The following is a 23,573-nucleotide window of genomic DNA, read 5'->3' as shown; positions in this document are numbered from 1 at the left end:
CCGCCCACCCCCCGGGGGCGGCGGCGGACCGGCCGTCACCAGCCGCGCAGGAAGCGCAGGCCGAGCAGGAAGGCCACCACGGAGGGCCCGACCAGCAGGGTGATCGCCTGGAGCCGGTACGGCATCCGGTGCCGGGCCAGCTCAGCCGCGTTGCCCAGCACGATGACCCCGGCGAGCATCATGAACGCGCCCCACCAACCCGTCTCCAGGTGGATCACCCGGGCGTGGAGCAGTTGCAGGGTCACACCGACCAGCGCGCCGGTCAGCGCGAGCAGCGCCACCGCGCGGTGCAGACCACGGGCCAGCGGGTGAGCCGCATGCCAGCCGTACGTGCCGGCCACCGCCAGGCAGGGCAGCACCACCAGCAGTGGCCAGCCCTCACCCATCGCGCCGAACATCAGCAGCGCGCCCACCACGAACGCCAGTGCCCCGACGCAGGCGACGACGTAACCCGCGAAGGCGCGACCACCGCCGCGGGCCAGCAGCGGGCCGCCGCTGGCCGCGATCAGCGCGGCCGGGATCAGGATGAAGCCGGCCCACCAGTGGAACCGGCCGCTGCCCTGGGCGGCCGTCGCGACCGTCGCGGACGCGAGGCCGGCAGCGGCGAGGCTGATCAGCCACGCCCGGCTACGGCGGGAGTACGGGTCAGCCAAGGGTCTGCGCTCCGCTTCGACAGTCACGTCCACCAGCCTCGTGGGTGGGGCCCGCCCGGTCCATCCGGCCAGCCCTACCCGTCGCCGGAGGGCTGGCCGGACTCCGCACGCCTCAGCTCGTCTCGCCGGCCACGCTGAACGAGCGCAGGCGGTCGATCGCCAGCACGGTGAAGCCGACGCTCACCAGCGCGGTCATCACGCCGGCCACCGGCACCGACACGCTGGTCTCCAGCAGCCCGCTGGGGGCGAGCCGGTCGGCGAGCGCGATCACGTACTGCTGGATGGAGAGCACCTTCGTGCCGCTGACGAAGTTGCCCAGCAGCCCCTCCCAGATCAGCACGTAGACGAGGCCGAGCAGCACCGGACGCCGGGTGATGAGGCTGAGCGCGAGGAACAGCGCCGAGTACGCGAGCGCGCCGAACGCGGACGCGGCGGCGAGCGCCAGTCCGAGGCGTACCGAATCGGCAAGCACGCCCGCGACGTAGAGCGGCACCGCGACGGTGGCCGCGGTGACCCCGGTGGCGACCGCGAGCTTCGGCAGCACGATCTGCCAGCGCGGCAGCGGCTTGGTGAGGATGTGCACGACCGTGCCGTCGTCGATCTCGGCGCCCAGCACGCCCGTGCCGATGATCAGGGCCACCACCGGCAGCACCACCGCCAGGCCGAGGCCGACCAGCACCGGCGGGCCCCACTCGCCCGGGTCCACGCCCAGGGACCGGCAAAGGACGGCCAGGCCGAGCAGCACCAGCGGCAGGGGCAGCAGGAGGAGGAACCGCCGCCGGCCGAACAGGCCGCGCGCGGTGATCCAGGTAATGGTCGACATGTTCTCAGGCCTCCACCAGGTAGGAGAAGACGCTCTCCAGGGACTCGTCGGACGGCACCAACTGACGCACCCGGATGCCCTGGCGCAGGGCGATCCGGGGCAGCGCCCGGGTGAAGGCGCCGTAGTCGCCGGCGCGCACGGTCAGGCCGGCGCGGTCCAGCTCGACACCGCTCACCGACGGCTCGGCGATCAGTGCGACGGCCAGCGCCCGGTCGTCGGTGGAGCGCACCGCGAAGACGTGCGGCCGGTTGGTCATGAGCCGGCGGATGGTCCGGAAGTCGCCGGAGGCGGCCAGCCGGCCCGCCACCATCACCTGCACCGTGCCGGAGACCTGTTCGACCTCTTCCAGGATGTGCGAGCTGAACAGGATCGTCCGGCCGGAGTCGCCGAGGGAGTGCAGCAGATCCATCATGTGCAGCCGCTGACGCGGGTCCATCCCGTTGAACGGCTCGTCGAGCAGCAGCACCTGCGGGTCGTGCACCAGCGCCGCGGCCACCCGCGCGCGCTGTCGCATGCCCTTGGAGTACGTGCCGATCCGGCGGTCCTGCGCCGACTCCAACTCCACCAGGTCGATGGCGCGTCGGGCGGCCGCCGCCGGGTCGGCCAGTCGGTGCAGCTTGGCGCTGGCGAGCACGAACTCGTACGCGGTGAGGAAGCTCTGCACCGCCTCCCGCTCGCTGACCAGGCCCAGCCGGCGGTAGACGGCGGGATTCCGCCAGGTCGGCTCGTCGTCGAGGGTCACCGTGCCGCGCGACGGGGCGAGGAATCCGGCCATCATGTGCAGCAGCGTGGTCTTGCCGGCGCCGTTCGGGCCGAGCAGACCGGTCACCCCGGGGCCGAGGATCATGCTGATGTCGTTGACGGCCACCACGTTGCCGTACCACCGGGACACCCCGGTCAGGCTCAGGGTGCTGCTCATCAGGAGGCGACCTTCCGGTAGCGGGCCAGCAGGAGGGTGGTCGCCCCGGCGACCAGCAGCACCGCCACCAGGGCGTAGACCGGGCCGAATCGGCCGATCATCATCTCGCCCGGATCGCCCTCGACCAGCAGGTCACCCAGCGACCAGATGCCGACCCCCTGCACGAGGGTGGAGGGCGAGGCCATGCCGGCCAGTTCGTTGGCCGTGTTCGACGGCAGGATGCTCAGCACGCCCACGATCGGGGTGGTCATCAGGAAGACGGCGACCACCCCACCGGCGGCGAACGCGCGCTTGCCGGTCAGCGACGCGACGAGCAGCCCCACCGAGGCGAAGACCACCGCCCACAGCCCGGCGTAGAGCAGACCGGGGAGCAGGTCGAGCAGCTCGTTCCAGACGCCCTTCAGGCCGTCCTTGGTGGTGAACGCGGCACCCAGGAACATGATCAGTTGCGGTCCACCGAGCAGCAGCCAGAGGCCGGTGACGAGCGCCAGCAGCTTGGCGATCGCGTAGTCGGCGCGCGGCAGTGGGCGGGAGAAGTAGAGCGGCAGCACACCACTGCGCAGGTCGCGGGAGACCAGCTCCGGGGCGGCCACCGCGACGAAGAACAGGACCAGCCAGCTCATCGCGTCGGCGAACTGGGCGTACGTGGCGACCGGCTCACCGAGTTGGCTGCGCACGGCGGCCAGGGCCACCGCGACCAGGGTGACGATGCCGATCACCAACCACGGAAAGATCTTGGCCTTGGCGCTGCGACCGAGCCCGAAGATGGTGCGCAGCCCGTGCAGGTAGAGCGCGCCGAAGACGTGCCGGCGGCCCAGGCGGGGGCCTTCGTAGCGCTGGTAGCCGATGTCGTGGATGACACCGGCCGGCGCGGACCGGACGGCGGATGACGGCTCAGGCATGGGTGAGCTCCCTCGTGGCGAAGAGTTCGGCCACCCGGTGCCGGCGCTGGTCCAGCCGGTGCAGCGGCAGGTCCAGTTCGGCGACCGCGCCGAGGATCAGGTCGTAGGTGCTGTCGTCGGCGAGCGGTACGAGCAGCAGCCGGCCGTCGCGCGCCACCGGCAGGTCGAGCGCGGTGAGTCGGGCCGCCAGTTCCTCGGTGCCCTCGCTGACCTCGACGGCCAGCACGTCGGTGGCCGAGGTCATGGCGGAGATATGGTCGGCGCGCAGCAGCCGGCCACCGTCGATGGCGATCAGCGTGTCGCAGATCCGCTCCACCTCGCCCAGCAGGTGCGAGCACACCAGCACGGAGATGCCGAACTCGGTGCCGATCCGGTGCACCAACGCCAGCATGGCGTCCCGCCCGGCCGGGTCCAGACCGTTGGTCGGCTCGTCCAGCAACAGCAGGTCGGGGTCGTGCACCAGCGCCTGGGCCAGCTTGACCCGCTGCTTCATGCCGGTGGAGTAGCCGCCCACCGGCCGGTAGCGCTCCTCGTAGAGCCCGACGTGACGCAACGCCTCGGAGGCGCGCTCGCGGGCCACCGTGCGCGGCAGGCCACTGATCCGCCCGAGGTGGGTGACCAACTCGGCGGCGGACAGGTCGGGTGGGAGGCAGTCGTGCTCGGGCATGTAGCCGACGCGGGCGCGGACCGCCGCCGGTTCGGTGGTCGGGTCGATGCCGAGCACCGAGACCTGCCCGCTCGTCGGAGCGATCAGGCCGAGCAGAATCTTGATCAAGGTGGATTTGCCGGCGCCGTTCGCCCCCACCAGGCCGATGATCCCGGGCTCGACGGCGACGGTGAGGTCGGTGAGCGCGGTGACCCGACCTCCGTACGTCTTGGTGAGCGACTGGGTCGCGATCAGTGTCACCAGGCCAGCGTAGGGAGTCGATGCCCCAGGTCGACACCGGCGCGCCCCCGGCGCTCCCCTGATCCTCGCGGCGCCGTACCCCTAGGGTCTGTTTCGTGCGGGCGGTCGGGCCGAGGCGAACGTTTGCGCCGGTCCTGCGCTCACCCAGACCCCGCCGCCGGAAAGTCCGCTCCGGGGTGGCACGATTCACTTCCCGTTCACCGGGCAGTGTTCCGGGGGATATTCGACCGCCGACGCGGGAAGGATCGTGATGGTCGAGGTTGGCGTCCCCAAGGTCAGTGTCGTGGTGCCCGCGTACAACTGCGGCCCGCACATCGAGAAGCTGGTGGCCTCGCTGCTGAGCCAGTCGCTACCAGCCGACGAGTTCGAGGCGATCTTCGTCGACGACGGGTCCACCGATGGCACGGGCGCGCGGCTGGACCGGCTGGCCGCCAAGCACCCGCACATCCAGGTGGTGCACATTGAGAACTCCGGCTGGCCGTCGCGCCCGCGCAACATCGGGATCGAGCGGGCCCGAGGCGAGTACGTGTTCTTCGCCGACGACGACGACTGGTTCGCCGACCAGGCGCTGGAACGGCTCTACGACTGCGCGAAGAAGTACGACGCGGACCTGGTGATCGGGAAGATGGCCGGGCACGGGCGCGGTGTGCCCCGGGAGCTGTTCCGCAAGAACCGCTTCGACGCCACCCTGGAGAACGCGCCGCTGATCGACAGCCTGACCTGCCACAAGCTGTTCCGCCGCGCCTTCCTCGACGAGCACAAGCTGCGGTTCCCGGAGGGCGGTAAGCGGCGGCTCGAGGACCATTCGCTCGTCGTACGCGCCTACTTCGCGTCCCGCCGCACCTGCGTGCTGTCCGACTACACCTGCTACCACCACACCCAGCGGCCCGATGCCAAGAACGTCACCGCGGCCCGGCTGGAGCCGGCGAGCTACTTCGCGAGCGTGCGCGACGCGCTCGACGTCGTCACCGCCCACACCGAGCCGGGGCCGCTGCGCGACCGGTTGCACCGGCGGTGGCTGCGCAACGAAATGCTCAACCGGCTGCGCGGCAAGCGGCTCCTGGACGCTCCCGAGGACTGGGTGGAGCAGGTCGCCGCCGAGGCCCAGAAGATCATCCAGGAGCGGTTCGCCCCCGGGGTCGCGGCTGGCCTGCCGCCGCTGCAACGAGCCGTGGCGTACCTGGTCGAGCGGGGGCGGGTCGCGGACCTGCGGCGGCTGGCCAAGTGGGAGTCGGGCATCGCCGGGAGAGCCAGGATCGACGCCCTGGAGCCGGACGAGCACGCCGTCACCGTGGGCGTGGCCGCCGAGCTGCGCTCCGCGGACCAGCCGATCGGCTTCCGCTCCGACGGCGAACGCGACGTGCTGGTGCTCCCGGTGGACGAGATCCCCTCCGACGTGCTCGACTCCACCGCGCAGGTCCGCAAGGCTCGACTGGACGTGGTCGCCCGCCGCCGGGAGACCGGTGACGAGATCTTCCTGCCGGTGAAGTTCCAGGTCGAGCGGGTCGCCACGCCCGGCGGCGCCGACACCGTCCATCTGGTGCACCGCGCCACCACCACGATCGACTTCCGAGCCCTCAACGGCGGTCGTACGCGGGGTAGCTGGCTCCTCAAGGCACGGATCACCAACGCCGGATGGACCGAGGACGCGCGGCTGCCGCTGCTCTTCATCTGCCCGGCCGACGGCGCGACGCCGAGGATCCGGGACGAGCGGAAGGCTTGGAACTGGCTGCGGTCGGCGGTGGGGCGCCGGGTCCGTCGCTGACCCGACCGCTCAGGTCGTGGAGTGGCGGCCTCGACCGATCGGCGGTCGGCTGCGAAACTGTGTGCCGTCAGCGAGTGGGGGGTGTGGATGAGCAACGGCTGGGTGCTGCCCGACGAGGTGCTCCGGGACGCGCCGGCGTACACGCCGCGTCCCGGTGAGCTCGCGGATCTGGAGCTGCTGCTGACCGGCGCGTACGCCCCCCTGACCGGCTTCATGACCCGTGCCGACCTGGTGTCGGTGAGTCGACGCGGCCGGCTGGCCGACGGCACACCGTGGCAGGTGCCGGTGACCCTGCAGGTGCCGGCCGCGCTGGCACAGGGCTTCGATCCGCGTGATGAGGCCCGCCGGGCGCTGGTGCTGACCGACGCCGAGGGCGCGCCGGCCGCCGCCCTTCAGGTGACGGACGTCTGGCCGGTGCGCGACGGCGTCGCGGGCCTGGGTGGCCCGCTCCGGCGGCTCGGCGACGGCGCCCAGGGCCCGTTTCAGCGGTTGCGACGCAGCCCCGAGGAGGTTCGGGCGCTACTTCCCCCGGGCCGCGTGCTCGGAGTCATCGCCGACCGTCCGCTGCACCGGCCACAGCTGGCCCAGATCGCGCACGCTGCCCGTACCCTGGCCGCCCACCTGCTGGTGATGATCCCGGTCGGCGAGGGCGGTGTCGGTGGGCTCGCACCGGAGGCGCTGGTGCGTACGATCTTCGCCGCCCGCGACCGGATGCCCCCGGCCACCCTGGTTGCCGTGCCGCTGTCGCACCGCCGCGACGAGATCAGCGACGCGCTGCTGCGGGCCCGTGTCTCCGCCGCGTACGGGGTCACCCACCTGCTCTCCACCGGGGAGATGCTCTCCGGGGCGGGCCTGCGGGTGTTGGTGCCGCGCGAGCTGGCGTACGACAACCGGGACGGGCAGTGGCGCTGGCGGGAGGACATTCCGCCACGTAACCGGCGTCTCGCGCTCACCCAGGAGGAGATCGAGGACCTGCTCGACCGCGGCTTCCCCCTGCCCGAGTGGCACACCCCTCCGGCGGTGGCGAAGGAGTTGGCCCGGGCTCGGCCGCCGCGCCGGCACCGGGGGCTCGTGGTGTTCCTGACCGGCCTCTCCGGCTCCGGCAAGTCCACCGTCGCCCGAGGGCTGGCGGACGCGTTGCGGGAGAACGGCGACCGGTCGGTGACCCTCCTCGACGGCGACGTGGTACGCCGCGAACTCTCCGCCGGGTTGAGCTTCAGCAAGACCGACCGGGATCTCAACGTCCGTCGGATCGGGTGGGTGGCGGCCGAGATCGCCCGGCACCACGGCATGGGCATCTGTTGCCCGATCGCCCCGTACGCGGCGGCCCGTGCGACGGCACGGGAGATGGCCCTGGCCGCCGGGGCGGGATTCGTGCTGGTGCACGTCGCGACACCGCTCGAGGTGTGCGAGCAACGGGACCGCAAGGGCCTGTACGCGCGGGCCCGCGCCGGTCTGCTGACCGGGATGACCGGCATCGACGACCCGTACGAGGAGCCGACGGACGCGGACCTGGTGCTGGACACCTCCCGCGTGAGCATCGCGGAGGCGGTGCAGGCCGTACTGGATCACCTGACCGAGACCGGCTGGGTGGAGTTGAAGATCCAGTCAGCCTGACCGTTCGCCCCGCCCCCTTTCCTTCCGCCGGTTCCGGGCACGCGCTAGTGTTCATCTTTGTTGGAACACGTTCGACCGCGTGAGAGTACGTGGACCCTGGGAGGCACGGCGGATGCTCGCACGGCAGCGGCAGTCGGCCATCCTCGATCGGGTCCGTGCCACCGGCGGTGTCCGGGTGAGCGACCTGGCGACCGAGTTCGGCGTCTCCGACATGACCATCCGGCGCGATCTGGAGGCGCTGCACGAGCGCGGCCTGCTGGCCAAGGTGCACGGCGGAGCGACCGCGGCCGGCACCAGCTCGACCGACGAGCCGGGCTTCCACGCCAAGTCCGTCCGGCAACTACCGGAGAAGGCCGCCATCGCGGACCGGGCCGCGGCGCTGGTCCGGCCCGGCGCGGCGGTCGCCCTCTCCGCCGGCACCACCACCGCCGAACTGGCCCGCCGGCTGGTGGAGGTTCCCGGCCTGACCGTGGTGACCAACTCACTGCCGGTAGCCGAGATCCTGCACGCCGGCGGTCGGTCCGACCAGACGGTGGTGCTCACCGGCGGCGTCCGGACGCCGTCGGACGCGCTGGTCGGACCGCTCGCGGTCGGGGCCGTCCGCCGGCTGCACCTCGATCTGCTCTTCCTCGGCGTCCACGGCATCACCGAGCGGGCCGGCTTCACCACCCCGAACCTGATGGAAGCCGAGATCGACCGGGCGCTGGTCGCCGCGGCGGACCAGCTGGTGGTGCTCGCCGACCACACGAAGTGGGGCACGGTCGGCATCTCCTCGATCGTCGAGCTGGCGGCAGCCCACGTACTGGTCAGCGACGAGGCGTTGCCTCCGACCGCGCGACGGGTACTCGGCGAACAGGTGGGCCAACTGATCATGGTTAAGGCGACGAGGGCGGGCCGCGCGACGCGCACGCCGACGAGTGAGGGGACGGCGCCGTGAAGCGCACCGCGATCAACCTGGCCGACGGCCGGGAACTGATCTACTTCGACGAGAACGACGACGCCGTCCGCGACCAGCCGGACCGCCGTGACCTGCCGCCGCCGCCACCCGCGTCGCAACTGCGCTACGACCCGCTGACCGACGAGTGGGTGGCGGTGGCCGTGCACCGGCAGACCCGTACGTTCCTGCCGCCCGCGAACGAGTGCCCGCTCGACCCGTCCGAGGGCGACCGGCTGACCGAGATCCCCGCACCGGACTACGACGTCGTGGTCTTCGAGAACCGGTTCCCCTCGTTGAGCGGCCGGGTCGCCGACGAGCCCGGCGAGATCACCCCGTTCACACCGGTCCGACCGGGCCAGGGGCGGTGTGAGGTGGTCTGCTTCACCTCCGACCACAACGCCTCCTTCGCCAGCCTCCCGCCGCGCCGCGTCCGCACCGTGCTGGACGCGCTCGCCGACCGGACCGAGGTGCTCGGCGAACTGCCCGGGGTGGAGCAGATCTTCTGCTTCGAGAACCGGGGTGTCGAGATCGGCGTCACGCTGCACCACCCGCACGGGCAGATCTACGCGTACCCCTTCGTGACGCCGCGCACCCGGGCGTTGCTGGCCGCGGCCCGCCGGCACGCCGAGCGCACCGGCGGAGGCAACCTGTACGCGGACGTGCTGGCCGCCGAACGCGCGGCCGGCGACCGCGTCGTCACCGAGAACGAGCACTGGACGGCGTTCGTGCCGGCGGCGGCCCGCTGGCCGTTCGAGGTGCACGTCGCACCACGGCGCGTGGTGCCGGACATCCCGGCCCTCGACGACGGCGAGCGGGACGCCTTCGGGCCGCTCTACCTGGATCTGCTGCGCCGCTTCGACGGGCTGTTCGACATGCCGATGCCCTACATCGCGGCATGGCACCAGGCGCCGGTGCGCATCGACCGCGAACTGGGCCACCTGCACCTTCAGCTGTTCAGCATCCGGCGGGCCAAGGACAAGCTGAAGTACCTGGCCGGTTCCGAGTCGGGGATGGGCGTCTTCATCAACGACATCTCCCCCGAACGCGCCGCCGAACTACTACGCGCCGCCTGAAGGAAGGGCACCTTATTAACGCCTCGTGTATAGGAGGGGGCCCTTCCTAACACCTGCCAGCGCGCCGGCCGCCTGCTGGAGAACAGGGCGCGGGGGGCCCGGGACAGGGCCCCCCGCAGGGAAGGGACGGCTGGCTGTGCGCGACACAGCCGGGAAGGCTGGCAGATCGGCACGCAGACCGCGGTCGACCTCGGTCAACCTTCTGGACGCGACTGGCATCTCGTCCACCCTGGTCAACGAGACGTGCCGGGCCGGGGTGACGCCGCACGCGTGTCACCCGCCGGACACAGCGGAGCCCGCCGGCGGGTGCCGACGGGCTCCGGTGCTGGTGCTGTCGAATCAGGCGGAGAGCCGGCGGGCCAAGTTCTCGTCGAGCGCGTTCATGAACTCGTCGGTGGTCAGCCACGGGGCGTCGCGCGAGATGAGCAGCGCGAGGTCCTTGGTCATCTGGCCGCCTTCGACGGTGTCGATGATGACCTGCTCCAGGGTGTTGGCGAACTCGGTGACCGCCGGGGTGCCGTCCAGCTTGCCCCGGTGGGCCAGGCCCCGGGTCCAGGCGTAGATCGACGCGATCGGGTTGGTCGAGGTCTTCTCGCCCTTCTGGTACTGCCGGTAGTGCCGGGTGACCGTGCCGTGCGCCGCCTCGGCCTCGACGGTACGACCGTCCGGGGAGAGCAGCACCGAGGTCATCAGGCCCAGCGAGCCGAAGCCCTGCGCGACAGTGTCGGACTGCACGTCACCGTCGTAGTTCTTGCAGGCCCACACGTACCCGCCCTCCCACTTGAGCGCGGCGGCGACCATGTCGTCGATGAGCCGGTGCTCGTAGGTCAGTCCGGCGGCGTCGAACTCCGCCTTGAACTCGGACTCGAACACCTCGGCGAAGATGTCCTTGAACCGGCCGTCGTACGCCTTGAGGATGGTGTTCTTGGTCGACATGTAGACCGGGTAGTTGCGGTCCAGGCCGTACCGGAAGGAGGCGCGGGCGAAGTCCCGGATCGACTCGTCGTAGTTGTACATGCCCATGGCGATGCCGCCGCCGGGGAAGTTGGCGACCTCCATCTCCATCGGCGTGCCGCCGTCGGCCGGCGTGTAGGTGATGGTCACCGTGCCCGGGCCGGGGACGACGAAGTCGGTGGCCTTGTACTGGTCACCGTGGGCGTGCCGGCCGATGATGATCGGCTTGGTCCAGCCGGGGACCAGCCGCGGCACGTTGGACATGATGATCGGCTCACGGAAGACGACGCCGCCGAGGATGTTGCGGATGGTGCCGTTGGGCGACCGCCACATCTTCTTCAGGCCGAACTCCTCGACCCGGGCCTCGTCCGGGGTGATGGTGGCGCACTTGACGCCGACGCCGTGCTCCTTGATGGCGTTGGCGGCGTCAATGGTGACCTGGTCGTCGGTCTCGTCGCGGTACTGGATCGACAGGTCGTAGTAGTGCAGGTCGACGTCGAGGTAGGGCAGGATCAGCTGCTCGCGGATCTGCTTCCAGATGATCCGGGTCATCTCGTCGCCGTCGAGCTCCACGACCGGGTTGTTTACCTTGATCTTCGCCATCGGCCGGCGCTCCTCTCGGGGGACACGTGCTCAAGCAGTACGAGCGTACTGCAATTGGGCCGGCAGCCCCCAGCCGGCCTCGGCCGACCGGTGAAACCGGGGCTGCACGGCACAGCAGTTCCCTGACACGATCGCGCGATGCCACTGAGCCGCACTCTCGGGTCTATCACGATCACCGCGCTCACCGACGGAGAGGGCGCGTTCTTCCAGCCCCGCGACGAGGTATTTCCGCACGCCACGGCCGCACACTGGGCGGAGGCCGACCGCCGCGACCCTGGTTCGGTCACCGCAGACGGGCAGTGGTGGCTGCCGTTCCGCAGCTTCGCGATCCGCTCCGGCGACGGACCGGTGACCCTGGTCGACGCCGGAATCGGCCCGACCGACGCGCCCGCCGCGAGCTGGGCGCCGGTGCCCGGCCGGCTACCCGCCGAACTGGCCGCCGCCGGCATCGACCCCACCGACGTCGACACGGTCGTACTGACCCACCTGCACAGCGACCACATCGGCTGGGCGGTCACCGGCACACCCGGCCGGCCGTACTTCCCGAACGCGAGCTACCTGCTGCAGCGCGCCGAGGTGGACGCGGCCCGGACGCTCAACCCGGGCCTGCCGGCCGGCCTGATCGCGCCGTTGCGCGCCGCCGGCCAGCTCCGGGTGGTCGACGGCGAGACAGACCTCACCCCGGGGGTACGACTGCTGTCCACCCCCGGACACACCCCCGGCCACCAGTCGGTGCTCGTGACGGTGGCCGACGAGCGCCTGCTGATCACCGGCGACCTCCTGGTCCACACGGTGCAACTGGTCGACCCCACCCTGGCGTACGCCCACGAGGAAGACCCCGACGAAGCCCGCCGTTCCCGGGAAACCACCCTGACCACGGCAAACCCCACCCTGCTGGCCACCCCCCACCTAACCACCCCCTTCACCCCCCACCCCTAACCCCGCCCAGCCAGCCCCCCGCACCCCGACCCCGCCCGCCCCGCCCCCGCCTGCCCGGCCCACCCGGCCCTCCGGCCCGATCTCCGCCTACCCGGCCGGCGACTCCCCGGCCCGCTCTCCGCCTGCCCGGCCCGCCCTCCTACCCGCCCAGCGACTGCCCGGCCCGCCCCCGTCGATCACGAAATTATTGCCTTCCCACTCGGCGTGTCCGGGCAATAACTCCATGATCGACGCGTGGATCGAGGTACGGACCCGGCGGCACCCCCGTGATCAAGAGGTTTGCGTCAGGAATCGGGGTTTTGGTGACGCGAACCTCTTGATCACCGGGTTAGGTGGGCGCAGGCCGGGATGTGGCGCGGGCGGCCGGGTGGGGGTGGCGCGGGGGTGGGAGGGAGTGCGAGAAGGGCGCGCCGGCTTGGCCGGCGCGCCCTTCGTCGTGCTGCTGGTGGATCACATGCTGGAGATGTCGCCCTGCTTCGCGCGGACGGCCTCGGCCGCCTCGAGGAGGCTCGCGCGCTCGTCGGCGTCCAGGTCGGTCTCGACGACCCGACGGACACCCTCGGCGCCGATTTCGGCCTCGACGCCCAGGTAGACGCCGGAGATGCCGTACTCGCCGTCGACCCAGGCGCAGACCGGCATGACGTCGCCGGAGTCCTCGGCCACGGCCTTCGCCATGCGGGCCGCGGCGGCGGACGGGGCGTAGTACGCCGAACCCGTCTTGAGCAGCGCGACGACCTCGGCCCCACCGTTGCGGGTCTTGACGACCATCTCCTCGATCTGCTCGGCCGGCATCGCGTCGCGCAGCGGCTTGCCGTTGACGGTGCTCTGCGACGGCACCGGCACCATGGTGTCGCCGTGCGAGCCGAGGGTGAGGGTGCGTACGGACGCCACGGGCACGTTCAACGCCTCGGCGACGAAGTTGCTGAACCGCGCGGTGTCGAGCATGCCGGCCTGGCCGAGGACCCGGTTCTTGGGGAACTGGGTGGCGATCTGCGCCAGGGCGGTCATCTCGTCCAGCGGGTTGGAGACGACGATGACAACGGCGCTCGGGGCGTACTTGGCGACGTTCTCGGCGACCTGGCGGACGATCTTGGCGTTGGTCTCCAGGAGGTCCATTCGGCTCATGCCCGGCTTGCGGGGCAGACCGGCGGTGATGACGACGACGTCAGAGCCCTCGATGGCCTCGTAGCCCTCACCGTTCGGGCCGGTGGTCACGCCGACGACCTTGGTCTCGAAGCCCTCGATGGCCCGCGACTGGTTGAGGTCGAGCGCGAGGCCCGCGGGCTTGCCCTCCACGATGTCGGTGATCACTACGGTGTCGAAGACGTCGTACTCGGCCAGGCGCTGTGCGGTGGTGGAGCCGTAGAAACCAGCCCCGACGACAGTGACCTTCTTACCCATGGTCGTCCCACTCCCTGATACCAGTCGGTTTTCCGGACCGTATCAGCCATCCTGGCACCGATCGGGCCAGGGGCGGAGGGTTACCGCCTTGTCGGGTTAGGAAGGGCCCCTTTACATGCACCAGGCGTTAATAAGGTGCCCTTCCTTACACCTCAGCCGCGTTCGGCGCGCTCCACCACGTTGGTCAGCAACATGGCGCGGGTCATCGGGCCGACACCGCCGGGCATCGGGACGAGCGCGCCGGCCGTCTCGGCCACCTCCGGGTCGACATCCCCGGTGTAGCGGCCCTTGCCGTCCGGGCCGATAACCCGCGTGATGCCGACGTCCACGACCACCGCGCCGGGGTTGATCATGTCGGCGGTCAGCAGTCCGGGTACGCCGGCCGCGACGATGACGATGTCGGCGGCGCGGGTGTGCGAGGCGAGGTCGAGGGTGCCGGTGTGGCAGAGGGTCACGGTGGCGTTCTCGCTACGACGGGTGAGCAGCAGGCCGAGCGGGCGGCCGACGGTGTTGCCCCGGCCGACCACGGCCACGGTGGCGCCCCGTAGCGCCACGTCGTGGCGGCGGAGCAGCTCGACGATGCCACGCGGGGTGCAAGGCAGCGGACCGTCGTAGCCGAGGACCAGGCGACCCAGGTTGACCGGGTGCAGGCCGTCGGCGTCCTTGTCCGGGTCGATCAGCTCCAGCACCCGCTGGGTGTCCAGGTGGGCGGGCAGCGGCAGTTGGACGATGTAGCCGTGGCACGCCGGGTCGGCGTTCAGCTCGGCGATTACGTCGTCGACCTGCTGCTGGGTGGCGTCGGCCGGCAGCTCCCGGCGGATCGAGGCGATGCCCACCTCGGCGCAGTCGCGGTGCTTGCCGTTGACGTACGCCTGGCTTCCCGGGTCGGCCCCGACCAGGACCGTGCCCAGCCCGGGGATGATGCCGCGCTCCGCGAGCGCCTTCACCCGTGTCCGCAGCTCGTCCTTGATCTCCGCTGCGGTCGCCTTGCCGTCCAGAACCGTCGCCGTCACGACCAGATCGTCTCATGTCCGGCACCTGCCGTTCCCGGGACCTCGCTCCGGCCGACCGCCGAGGCCCCGATCACACACCCATCGGTAACGAAGAGTCACGTGCCGTTCATCACTATCAGTGACTGCCTGTGGAACTGGTCACCGTCGAAACGGGCGGCGGCGGTGCGCGTGGGCGACACCGGACGACTCGCCACGGAGCGCCGAATCCGTTTCACCAGAGCACGGAAGATCTCCGCTTCACCGGCGAATTCCCAGTTCATGGCCGCCTGTCCGGTCTGGGGTAGCACGCGCTAGGTCCGCACGCAAGCAGGTACGACTGGAACCGTTACCCGCCCGCGACCCAGCCGTTGTCGACAGGCGGTAAGCCGGCCTACCGTTACCGCCTGTTGCGCAGCGTAAACCCAGCGTCGGGCATGACTGCGCAGCGTGAGGAGATGAGGAGGCTCAATGCGAGTTCGTAGACTCGCTGCCTGGACCGCCCTCCCGCTCGCGGTGACGCTGGGCCTCGCGGCCTGCGGCAGCGGCGGAGACGGCGGATCCGGTGGCAACGGCAGTTCGGCCGTCAGCATCCAGATCGGCGAGCCGAAGCACCTGGTTCCCACCAACACCACGGAGACGTCCGGCTCTCAGGTCATCGCCGGCCTGTTCAGCCCGCTCGTCGACTACGACGCCCAGAACAAGCCGTACGAGGTGGCTGCCCAGTCGATCACCTCGTCCGACAACAAGGTCTGGACGATCAAGCTCAAGGACGGCTACACCTTCCACAACGGTGAGAAGGTCACGTCCCAGAACTACATCAACGCGTGGAACTACGGCGCGTACGCCCCCAACGGCCAGGACACCAACCCCTTCTTCGAGAAGATCGCTGGTTACGCGGACCTGCAGGGCAAGGAGCCGAAGGCCAAGGAGATGTCCGGCCTGAAGAAGGTCGACGACCTCACCTTCACCGTGACGCTCTCCGACCCGTACATCGACTTCCGCACGACGCTGGGCTACAACGCGTTCTTCCCGATGCCGGACGCCGCGTTCTCGGCGCCGGGCGTGCTCAAGGACTCCTACGAGCAGGCTCCGATCGGGCAGGGCCCCTTCAAGATGAAGGGCACCTGGCAGCACGACAGCAAGATCGAGGTCGAGCGGTACGACGCGTTCCCGGGCGAGAAGCCCAAGGTCAAGAACGTGGAGTTCCGGATCTACCAGCAGCTCACCGCGGCGTACGCGGACGTCCTGGCGGACAACCTTGACGTGCTGCCGACGATCCCGACCGAGAGCCTGAGCACCGCGCCGACCGACCTGGGCGACCGGTACCAGACCAGCCCGATGTCGTCGTTCCAGTTCCTGGCGTTCCCGACGTTCGACAAGGACTACAGCAACCCGGACGTCCGCAAGGCCATCTCGATGGCGATCGACCGTGACGAGATCACCAAGTCGGTCTTCAAGGGCTCGCAGACGTCGGCGCGCTCCTTCGTCTCGCCGGTCCTGCCGGGCTACCGCGAGAACACCACCGGCACGGCGGGCGAGTTCAACCCGACCGAGGCCAAGAAGCTCTACCAGGCCGCCGGCGGTCCCGCGAAGATCGTCATCTCGTACAACGGCGACGGCGGTCACAAGGACTGGGTCGACGCCACGGTCAACCAGCTCAAGGCCAACCTGGGTGTGGACGCGGTCGGCGTGGCCGAGCCGAAGTTCGCCGACCTGCTGACCAAGGTCGAGAAGAAGACGCCGGTGGGTGCCTTCCGGATGGGTTGGGTCATGGACTACCCGACCATGGAGGACTACCTCGGCCCGCTGTACAGCACGAACGGCTCGTCGAACTACTACGGCTACAGCAACAAGGATTTCGACAGGCTGGTCAAGGAGGGTGCCGCCGCCAAGACGCAGGACGAGGCGATCGCCAAGTACCAGCAGGCGGAGGACATCCTGGCCAAGGACATGCCGGTGATCCCGCTGCGCTTCGGCCAGAACGTGTTCGGCTACTCGTCCAAGGTCAAGAACGTGCAGATGGACCTGTTCCAGCGGGTCAACCTCGTCAAGATCGAAGCAGCCAACTGAGCTGAGCAGGGTGCGGGCCACCCGGGCGACGAAGCCCGGGTGGCCCGGTCTGCACCACCGGGGCCGGGCCGCAGCAGCGGACCCGGCGTCGGTGGCGCCGGCTCCCCCGGGCCGGACGGCACGTTCCGGATATTTCGGGTACGACCAGAGATGCCGTCCTGCGACCCTTTCGCACATTTCCGGAGAGACTGCTAAGCATGTTCCGCTACATCCTGCGGCGCCTACTGCAGATGGTCCTCGCCTTCTTCGGGACCACCCTGATCGTCTACGCGCTGACATTCGCCGGGCAGGGCGACCCGATCCAGGCGCTCGCCGGCGAACGGCCGGTGACGCCAGCGCAACGGGCCTACCTGACCGAGAAGTACCACCTCGACGCCACCGGCGTCGGCGGGTTCTTCTACCGCTACTTCGACTACGTCAAGAACCTGCTCCAGGGCAACCTGGGCGAGTCACTCACCGGTCGGAACATCGGTGACATCCTCCAGTCGGCCTGGCCGGTCACCGTGCGGCTCGCGCTCATCGCACTCGCCGTGGCGATCATCTTCGGCGTCACCGCCGGGGTGCTCGCCGGCATCCGCCGGGCCAGCATCTTCGACAACTCGACGCTCGTGCTGACCCTCCTGGTGCTCGGCATCCCGACGATCGTGCTGGCGCCCCTGGCGCAGTACCTGCTGGGCGTCAAGTGGCAGCTCTTCCCGCCCACCGCCGGCTCCGACCCGACCTTCTACGCGCTGCTGCTGCCGGGCATCGTGCTCGGCTCGCTCTCGCTGGCCACCGCCCTGCGACTCACCCGGGCCTCGGTGGCGGAGAACCTGCGCGCGGACTACGTCCGGACCGCTCGGTCCAAGGGCCTGGTCAAGCGGCGCATCGTCGTCGTCCACGTGCTGCGCAACTCACTGATCCCGGTGGTCACCTTCCTCGGTGTGGAACTGGGCAACCTGATGAGCGGCGCGATCATCACCGAGGGCGTCTTCAACATCCCCGGCGTCGGCTTCAACCTCTTCCGCGGCATCCGCACCGAGGACGGCCCCCTGGTGGTGGGCATCGTCAGCGTGCTGGTCGTGGTCTACCTGGTCTCGAACCTGGTGGTGGACGTCCTGTACGCCGTACTCGACCCGAGGATCCGCTATGAGTGAGCGCAGCGAGGTGCCGGCATGAGTGACTTTGAGACTGTCGCGGCCAGCGAGAACCAGGCCGCGCGGCGGGGCCCTTCGGGCGAACCGGGCGCACCCAACCAGGTGGGCGTTCCGCAGAAGCCCCGCAGCCTGGCCGGAGACGCCTGGCGGGACCTGCGCCGCAACCCGATCTTCTGGATCTCGCTGGCACTGGTCACCATCTTCACCCTGATGGCACTGCTCCCCGGGGTGTTCACCACGAACAATCCGAACGACTGCCTGCTCTCCCGACAGCACGCCGGGCCGTCCGGCGGAGCTATCTTCGGGTACGACTTCCAGGGCTGCGACACGTACTCCCGGGCGGTCTACGGCACCCGGGCCTCGCTGCTGGTCGGTGCGCTCGCCACCCTCGGCACCGGGATCATCGCGCTCGTGGTCGGCATGCTCGCCGGTTACTTCGGCCGCTGGGTCGACGCGGTGCTCTCCCGGGTGATCGACGTGGTGCTCGGTATCCCGCTGCTGCTGGCCGCGATCGTGCTGCTCAAGCGGGTGTCCAGCGACAGCCAGTGGGCCCGGATCGGCGCTGTCGTCTTCGTGCTGGCGCTCCTCGGATGGACCACCGCCGCCCGCGTGGTCCGTTCCTCGGTGATCACCGCCAAGGAACAGGACTACGTCGCGGCGGCCCGGATGCTCGGCGCCGGCAACAGCCGGATCATGTGGCGGCACATCCTGCCGAACTCGCTGGCTCCGGCCATCGTGGTGCTGACGATCGCGCTCGGCTCGTTCATCGCCGCCGAGGCGACGCTGTCCTTCCTCGGCATCGGCCTCAAGGCGCCGACCATCTCGTGGGGCCAGGACATCGACACCGGCCGGATCCACATGCGCGAGGCGGCCACCCCGCTCCTCGTTCCGTCGGCCTTCCTCGCGCTCACCGTCCTGGCGTTCATCATGCTCGGCGACGCGATCCGTGACGCCTTCGACCCGAAGCTGCGGTGATTCACTCATGACCGTCGAACCCACGCCCGCCTCCGCCACGCCCGAGGGCGGTCACCTGCTGGAGTTGCGGGACCTGCACGTCGAGTTCCGCACCAACGAGGGTGTGGCCCGGGTGATCAACGGCGTGTCGTACCACCTGGACGCCGGGGAGACCCTCGCCGTGCTCGGTGAGTCCGGCTCCGGCAAGTCGGTCACCGCCCAAGCGATCATGGGCATCCTGGACTCGCCGCCCGCGTTCGTCCGCTCCGGCCAGATCCTCTATCAGGGTCAGGACCTGCTCACCCGCTCCGAGGAGCAGCGTCGGCAGGTACGCGGCAAAGAGATCGCGATGATCTTCCAGGACGCGCTGTCCGCCCTCAACCCGGTGTTCCCCGTCGGCTGGCAGATCGGTGAGACGTTGCGCCAGCGCGCCGGGATGTCCCGGGGTGACGCCCGTCGTCGCGCGATCGAGCTGATGGACCTGGTCAAGATCCCCGGGGCCGCCAAGCGGGTCGGTGACTACCCGCACCAGTTCTCCGGCGGCATGCGGCAGCGCGTCATGATCGCGATGGCGTTGGCGCTGGACCCGAAGGTGCTCATCGCCGACGAGCCGACCACCGCGCTCGACGTCACCGTGCAGGCCCAGATCATGGACCTGCTCGCCGACCTGCGCCGGGACCTCAACATGGCGATGATCCTGATCACCCACGACCTGGGCGTGGTCGCCGGCGTCGCGGACCGGATCGCGGTCATGTACGCGGGCCGGATCGTCGAGCACGCCGACGTCCGCTCGCTCTACAAGGCGCCGGCCCACCCGTACACCAAGGGGTTGTTGGAATCGATCCCCCGCCTGGACGTCCGCGGCCAGGAACTGGCGACGATCAAGGGGTTGCCCCCGAACCTGATGCGCATCCCCTCCGGATGCCCCTTCCACCCCCGGTGCCCGTACGCGCAGCAGGTCTGCGTGGACGTGGTGCCGCACGACCTGGTCCTCGGCGACGGCCGAACCAGCGCTTGCCACTTCGCGCAGGAGGTCCGTGATGACAGCGCCCGCTAGCTCCGCCAAGGTCCGGGGCGAGACGATCCTCTCCGTCGACAACCTGGTGAAGCACTTCCCGATCAGTCAGGGTGTGCTGTTCCAACGGCAGATCGGCGCGGTCAAGGCCGTCGACGGCGTGAGCTTCGAGCTGCGCCGGGGCGAGACGCTGGGCGTGGTCGGCGAGTCCGGGTGCGGCAAGTCCACCCTCGCCCGACTGCTCATGCGGCTGGAGACGCCCACCTCCGGAAGCGCCACCCTGGAGGGCAGGGACCTGTTCAAGGCCTCCGGGTCCGAACTGCGCCGGCTACGCCGGAACATGCAGATGGTCATGCAGGACCCGTACACGTCGTTGAACCCGCGGATGACGGTCGGCGACATCATCGGCGAGCCGTTCGAGATCCACCCGGACGCCGCGCCCAAGGGCAGCAAGGCCAAGCGGGTCCAGGAGCTGCTCGACCTGGTGGGGCTGAACCCGGAGCACATCAACCGGTACCCGCACCAGTTCTCCGGCGGTCAGCGGCAGCGCATCGGCATCGCCCGGGCGCTCGCGCTGCGGCCCGAGGTGATCGTCTGCGACGAGCCCGTCTCGGCGCTGGACGTCTCCATCCAGGCCCAGGTGATCAACCTGCTGGAGCAGCTCCAGGACGAGTTCGGGCTCTCGTACATCTTCATCGCCCACGACCTGTCCGTGGTGCGGCACATCGCCGACCGGGTCGCCGTCATGTACCTCGGGCGGATCGTCGAGATCGGCACCGAGGACGAGATCTACGAGCGGCCGACCCACCCGTACACCCAGGCCCTGCTCTCGGCCGTGCCGGTGCCGGACCCGGAGGTACGCGACCAGCGCAGCATGATCCGGCTGGTCGGCGACGTGCCGAGCCCGGCCGACCCGCCGAGCGGCTGCCACTTCCGGACCCGCTGCTGGAAGGCCCAGGAGATCTGCGCGATCGAGGACCCGCAGACCGTCCCGAGAGCGGCAGACCCCCACCCGTCCGCCTGCCACTTCGCCGAACTCCGCTCCCCCACCACAGCCTGACCCCGCCCCCACCCCCGCCCGCCCCCGCCCTTCCGCCCGCCCTCGTCGATCATGAAGTTGCGGTGGGCGAACCCTCCGCCGGCGCCCCTTTTGCGGGGCACCACAACTCCATGATCGACGCGGGCAGGGCAGGGCAGGGCGGGGCGGGGCGGGGCGGGGCGGGGTGGGTCAGTGGAAGAAGTGGCGGGTCTTCGTCAGGTACATCGTTACGTTGGCCTTCTTCGCCGCTTCGATTACCTCTTCGTCGCGGATGGAGCCGCCGGGCTGGACGATGGCGCGGACGCCCGCGTCGATGAGGATCTGCGGGCCGTCGGCGAACGGGAAGAACGCGTCCGAGGCGGCCACCGAGCCACGGGCCCGGTCGGCGCCGGCGCGGCTGACCGCGAGCTGCGCCGAGTCGACGCGGTTGACCTGACCCATGCCCACCCCGACGGTCGCGCCGTCCTTGGCGAGCAGGATCGCGTTGCTCTTCACCGCGCGGACCGCCCGCCAGGCGAACGCCAGGTCGCGCAGCAGCTCCTCGTCGGCGGGCTCACCGGTCGCCAACTGCCAGCTCGCCGGGTCGTCGCCGGGGGCGTCCACCCGGTCGGCGGCCTGGGTCAACACGCCGCCAGTCACCGACCGCCACTCGACGGCAGCCGGAGTCCACGCGGGCGCGCGCAGCAGCCGGATGTTCTTCTTGCCCTGCAACACCTCGACCGCGCCCTCGTCGAAGCCGGGGGCGACCACCACCTCGGTGAAGATGTCCGCGACCTGCCGGGCCATCTCGACCGAGACCGGCCGGTTGACGGCGATGACACCGCCGAACGCCGACACCGGGTCGCAGGCGTGCGCCCGGCGGTGCGCCTCGGCCACGTCCACGCCCACCGCGATGCCGCACGGGTTGGCGTGCTTGATGATCGCCACGGCCGGCTGGTCGGCGAAGTCGTTCGCGGCCCGCCAGGCGGCGTCCGCGTCCACGTAGTTGTTGTACGACATCTCCTTGCCGTGCAACTGCTCGGCCTGAGCCAGCCCTGCCGGGGCGTCCGGGTCGACGTAGAGAGCGGCCGGCTGGTGCGGGTTCTCGCCGTACCGCAGCACCGTCGACTTGCGCAGCGCCGAACCGGCGAACGCCGGCCAGGTGTCGTCGGCGGGAGCCAGCTCACGGGCACACCACTGGGCGACCGCCACGTCGTACTCGGCGATGTCGGCGAACGCGCGGGCCGCGAGCGCGCGACGCTGGGCCAGCGTGAAGCCGCCCTCGTCGAGCGCGCCGAGCAGCGCCGGGTAGCCGGCCGGGTCGGTGAGCACGGCGACCGAGGCGTGGTTCTTGGCGGCGGCGCGCACCATTGCCGGGCCGCCGATGTCGATCTGCTCCACGCACTCCTCGACGCCGGCCCCGGAGGCGACGGTCGCCTGGAACGGATAGAGGTTGGAGACCAGCAGGTCGAACGCGGCCACCCCCAGCTCGTCGAGCTGGGCCACGTGGGTGTCCTTGCGCAGGTCGGCGAGCAGGCCCGCGTGCACCTTCGGGTGCAGGGTCTTCACCCGGCCGTCGAGCACCTCGGGGAACCCGGTCACCGTCTCCACCGGCGTCACCGGCACCCCGGCGGCGGCGATGGTGCCCGCCGTGCTGCCGGTGGACACGATCTCCACACCGGCCGCGTGCAGGGCCTGGGCCAGCTCGACCAACCCGGTCTTGTCGTAGACGCTGACCAGCGCCCGCCGAATCGGGCGACGCCCGTCCTGAGTGGGACTCACGGAACCGTGACCTTCCTTCCGGTGATGGTCCAGCCTTCGCGGACCAGCCGACCGACCTGCTCGACGAGCTGGCGGCGCTCGGCTTCCTTGATGCGTTCGGTGAGGGTGTCCACGTCGTCGTCGTCCAGCACCGGCACTGCGACCTGCGCCACGATCGGCCCGGTGTCCATGCCGGCGTCGACGAAGAACAGCGTGGCCCCGGTGAGCTTCACGCCGTAGGCGAGAGCGTCGCGCGGGCCGTGGATGCCGGGAAACGCCGGCAGCAGGGTGTTGTGGGTATTCAGGTAGCGGTCGCCGAAGGCGGCGAGGAAGTGCGGGCCGACCAGCTTGAGGAACCCGGCGGAGATGACCAGGTCCGGTTGGTGCTTGGCGACGTGCGCGGTGAGCGCCCGGTCCCAGTCTTCCCGGCTGTCGTGATCCGGGACCCGCTCGACGAACGTCGGCACCCCGGCGGCCTCGGCCCGGTCCAGGCCCGCGATGCCGTCGCGGTCCGCGCCGACCGCCACCACCTGGGCGCCGTACGCGGGATCGACCGCGGCGTCCAGCAGGGCCTGGAGGTTGCTCCCGGAGCCGGAGACGAGGACGACGATGCGGGCGACGGACGCGGGCTCGGTCACCGCAACACCCTATCGGGCAGGTCACGAACGACCTTCGACCGGGCGGCGCGCCGATTCTGTGCCGGTGCGGACGAGCATCGAACCGGTACGCTGCCGGTCGCTCGGGCTGGACACCGCGCCGGCCCGCACCCCTGTCAGTAATCCGGCACGGCGAGCGTGCCGATCGAATGAGGAGCACCCCCATGCACCCCGGCGCCCACCCCCAGCAGCAGCCGCCGATCAACAACAACATGACGATGTCGATCGTCGCCATCTTCCTGTTCTGGCCCCTGGCCATCCCGGCGATCATCAACGCGTCGAAGGTCAACCCGCTGCTGCAGCAGGGTGACTACGCCGGTGCCCAGGCCGCCGCCGCAGAGTCGCGGAAGTGGTCGAAGTGGGCCCTCATCGTGGGCATCGCGTGGCTTGTCATCGTGTTGCTGTGCTGTGCGTTGGGCGGCCTGGGCGCGATCATGAGTGGGAACAGCAGCACCAACTGACGGATCCAACCAAGGAG

22 protein-coding genes are annotated in these 23,573 nt (G+C 70.4%); 11 read left to right on the top strand and 11 right to left on the bottom strand.

Features of this window, described 5'->3' with window-relative positions; all coding sequences use genetic code 11:
- Nucleotides 1–35: 35 nt before the first annotated feature.
- From AB0B55_RS26475 to AB0B55_RS26455, 5 genes are all read right to left on the bottom strand, one after another.
- Nucleotides 36–680, bottom strand: coding sequence for a hypothetical protein (locus AB0B55_RS26475; RefSeq protein ID WP_357174485.1), 645 nt, complete (start codon nucleotides 678–680; stop codon nucleotides 36–38).
- A gap of 85 nt (nucleotides 681–765) precedes the next feature.
- A complete protein-coding gene (locus AB0B55_RS26470; protein WP_357126182.1) occupies nucleotides 766–1,476 on the bottom strand; it encodes an ABC transporter permease subunit in 711 nt (236 codons plus the stop codon).
- Nucleotides 1,477–1,480: 4 nt separating this feature from the next.
- Nucleotides 1,481–2,395: an ABC transporter ATP-binding protein gene (locus tag AB0B55_RS26465; RefSeq protein ID WP_357126185.1), complete on the bottom strand. Its 915-nt coding sequence runs from the start codon at nucleotides 2,393–2,395 to the stop codon at nucleotides 1,481–1,483.
- Nucleotides 2,395–3,297 carry an ABC transporter permease gene (locus AB0B55_RS26460; RefSeq protein WP_357126188.1) on the bottom strand — a complete coding sequence of 301 codons (903 nt, stop codon included), beginning with the start codon at nucleotides 3,295–3,297 and terminating at the stop codon, nucleotides 2,395–2,397. The genes AB0B55_RS26465 and AB0B55_RS26460 overlap by 1 nt, the downstream gene beginning before the upstream one ends.
- On the bottom strand, nucleotides 3,290–4,204 hold the full coding sequence (locus AB0B55_RS26455; RefSeq protein ID WP_357126191.1) for an ABC transporter ATP-binding protein: 915 nt from the start codon (nucleotides 4,202–4,204) through the stop codon (nucleotides 3,290–3,292). Before AB0B55_RS26455 ends, AB0B55_RS26460 begins: the two co-directional genes overlap by 8 nt.
- Nucleotides 4,205–4,454: 250 nt before the next feature.
- Here AB0B55_RS26455 and AB0B55_RS26450 point away from each other — a divergent pair, with 250 nt between their 5' ends.
- From AB0B55_RS26450 to galT, 4 genes are all read left to right on the top strand, one after another.
- A complete protein-coding gene (locus tag AB0B55_RS26450; RefSeq protein WP_357174482.1) occupies nucleotides 4,455–5,969 on the top strand; it encodes a glycosyltransferase in 1,515 nt (504 codons plus the stop codon).
- Between the two features lie 87 nt (nucleotides 5,970–6,056).
- Nucleotides 6,057–7,586 (top strand): adenylyl-sulfate kinase, encoded by a 1,530-nt coding sequence (gene cysC / locus AB0B55_RS26445; protein WP_357126197.1) that lies wholly within the window; start codon nucleotides 6,057–6,059, stop codon nucleotides 7,584–7,586.
- A gap of 112 nt (nucleotides 7,587–7,698) precedes the next feature.
- Nucleotides 7,699–8,523, top strand: coding sequence for a DeoR/GlpR family DNA-binding transcription regulator (locus tag AB0B55_RS26440; protein WP_357126574.1), 825 nt, complete (start codon nucleotides 7,699–7,701; stop codon nucleotides 8,521–8,523).
- Nucleotides 8,520–9,596, top strand: coding sequence for a galactose-1-phosphate uridylyltransferase (galT, locus tag AB0B55_RS26435; protein WP_357174479.1), 1,077 nt, complete (start codon nucleotides 8,520–8,522; stop codon nucleotides 9,594–9,596). The genes AB0B55_RS26440 and galT overlap by 4 nt, the downstream gene beginning before the upstream one ends.
- Nucleotides 9,597–9,935: 339 nt before the next feature.
- On the opposite strand, the gene AB0B55_RS26430 is transcribed toward galT, so the two are convergent.
- On the bottom strand, nucleotides 9,936–11,153 hold the full coding sequence (locus tag AB0B55_RS26430; RefSeq protein WP_355050649.1) for an NADP-dependent isocitrate dehydrogenase: 1,218 nt from the start codon (nucleotides 11,151–11,153) through the stop codon (nucleotides 9,936–9,938).
- A 138-nt stretch (nucleotides 11,154–11,291) separates the two neighbouring features.
- On the opposite strand from AB0B55_RS26430, the gene AB0B55_RS26425 reads away from it, so the two are divergent.
- Entirely contained in the window at nucleotides 11,292–12,092 is an 801-nt protein-coding gene (locus tag AB0B55_RS26425) for an MBL fold metallo-hydrolase (RefSeq protein ID WP_357126207.1), read from the top strand.
- Between the two features lie 450 nt (nucleotides 12,093–12,542).
- On the opposite strand, the gene AB0B55_RS26420 is transcribed toward AB0B55_RS26425, so the two are convergent.
- The 3 genes from AB0B55_RS26420 to AB0B55_RS26410 all read right to left on the bottom strand — a co-directional run bounded on the left by AB0B55_RS26420 (nucleotide 12,543) and on the right by AB0B55_RS26410 (nucleotide 14,766).
- Complete coding sequence (locus AB0B55_RS26420) at nucleotides 12,543–13,493, bottom strand: malate dehydrogenase (protein WP_357174476.1); 951 nt, start codon at nucleotides 13,491–13,493, stop codon at nucleotides 12,543–12,545.
- A gap of 152 nt (nucleotides 13,494–13,645) precedes the next feature.
- Nucleotides 13,646–14,506: a bifunctional methylenetetrahydrofolate dehydrogenase/methenyltetrahydrofolate cyclohydrolase gene (locus AB0B55_RS26415; RefSeq protein ID WP_357126212.1), complete on the bottom strand. Its 861-nt coding sequence runs from the start codon at nucleotides 14,504–14,506 to the stop codon at nucleotides 13,646–13,648.
- A 95-nt stretch (nucleotides 14,507–14,601) separates the two neighbouring features.
- Nucleotides 14,602–14,766: a hypothetical protein gene (locus AB0B55_RS26410; RefSeq protein WP_357126215.1), complete on the bottom strand. Its 165-nt coding sequence runs from the start codon at nucleotides 14,764–14,766 to the stop codon at nucleotides 14,602–14,604.
- 187 nt (nucleotides 14,767–14,953) lie between these two features.
- Here AB0B55_RS26410 and AB0B55_RS26405 point away from each other — a divergent pair, with 187 nt between their 5' ends.
- From AB0B55_RS26405 to AB0B55_RS26385, 5 genes are all read left to right on the top strand, one after another.
- Nucleotides 14,954–16,555 (top strand): ABC transporter substrate-binding protein, encoded by a 1,602-nt coding sequence (locus tag AB0B55_RS26405; protein ID WP_357126218.1) that lies wholly within the window; start codon nucleotides 14,954–14,956, stop codon nucleotides 16,553–16,555.
- 197 nt (nucleotides 16,556–16,752) lie between these two features.
- Nucleotides 16,753–17,691 carry an ABC transporter permease gene (locus AB0B55_RS26400; protein ID WP_355050654.1) on the top strand — a complete coding sequence of 313 codons (939 nt, stop codon included), beginning with the start codon at nucleotides 16,753–16,755 and terminating at the stop codon, nucleotides 17,689–17,691.
- An 18-nt stretch (nucleotides 17,692–17,709) separates the two neighbouring features.
- Complete coding sequence (locus tag AB0B55_RS26395) at nucleotides 17,710–18,666, top strand: ABC transporter permease (RefSeq protein ID WP_357174473.1); 957 nt, start codon at nucleotides 17,710–17,712, stop codon at nucleotides 18,664–18,666.
- Nucleotides 18,667–18,673: 7 nt separating this feature from the next.
- The gene (locus AB0B55_RS26390; RefSeq protein WP_357126224.1) at nucleotides 18,674–19,702 is read left to right on the top strand and encodes an ABC transporter ATP-binding protein; all 1,029 of its coding nucleotides are present in this window, start codon (nucleotides 18,674–18,676) and stop codon (nucleotides 19,700–19,702) included.
- Nucleotides 19,686–20,720: a dipeptide ABC transporter ATP-binding protein gene (locus tag AB0B55_RS26385; RefSeq protein ID WP_357126227.1), complete on the top strand. Its 1,035-nt coding sequence runs from the start codon at nucleotides 19,686–19,688 to the stop codon at nucleotides 20,718–20,720. Before AB0B55_RS26390 ends, AB0B55_RS26385 begins: the two co-directional genes overlap by 17 nt.
- Nucleotides 20,721–20,888: 168 nt before the next feature.
- On the opposite strand, the gene purH is transcribed toward AB0B55_RS26385, so the two are convergent.
- Nucleotides 20,889–22,460, bottom strand: coding sequence for a bifunctional phosphoribosylaminoimidazolecarboxamide formyltransferase/IMP cyclohydrolase (gene purH, locus AB0B55_RS26380; RefSeq protein WP_357126230.1), 1,572 nt, complete (start codon nucleotides 22,458–22,460; stop codon nucleotides 20,889–20,891).
- Nucleotides 22,457–23,077: a phosphoribosylglycinamide formyltransferase gene (purN, locus tag AB0B55_RS26375; protein ID WP_355050659.1), complete on the bottom strand. Its 621-nt coding sequence runs from the start codon at nucleotides 23,075–23,077 to the stop codon at nucleotides 22,457–22,459. The genes purH and purN overlap by 4 nt, the downstream gene beginning before the upstream one ends.
- A gap of 167 nt (nucleotides 23,078–23,244) precedes the next feature.
- On the opposite strand from purN, the gene AB0B55_RS26370 reads away from it, so the two are divergent.
- On the top strand, nucleotides 23,245–23,556 hold the full coding sequence (locus tag AB0B55_RS26370) for a CD225/dispanin family protein (protein WP_355050660.1): 312 nt from the start codon (nucleotides 23,245–23,247) through the stop codon (nucleotides 23,554–23,556).
- The last annotated feature ends 17 nt before the right edge of the window (nucleotides 23,557–23,573 follow it).

Source organism: Micromonospora sp. NPDC049107 (assembly GCF_040648595.1).
In the GTDB taxonomy this organism is placed as follows: domain Bacteria; phylum Actinomycetota; class Actinomycetes; order Mycobacteriales; family Micromonosporaceae; genus Micromonospora.
The sequence above is the reverse complement of the archived record's forward strand: the minus strand, read 5'-3'. Positions and strand labels throughout refer to the sequence as shown.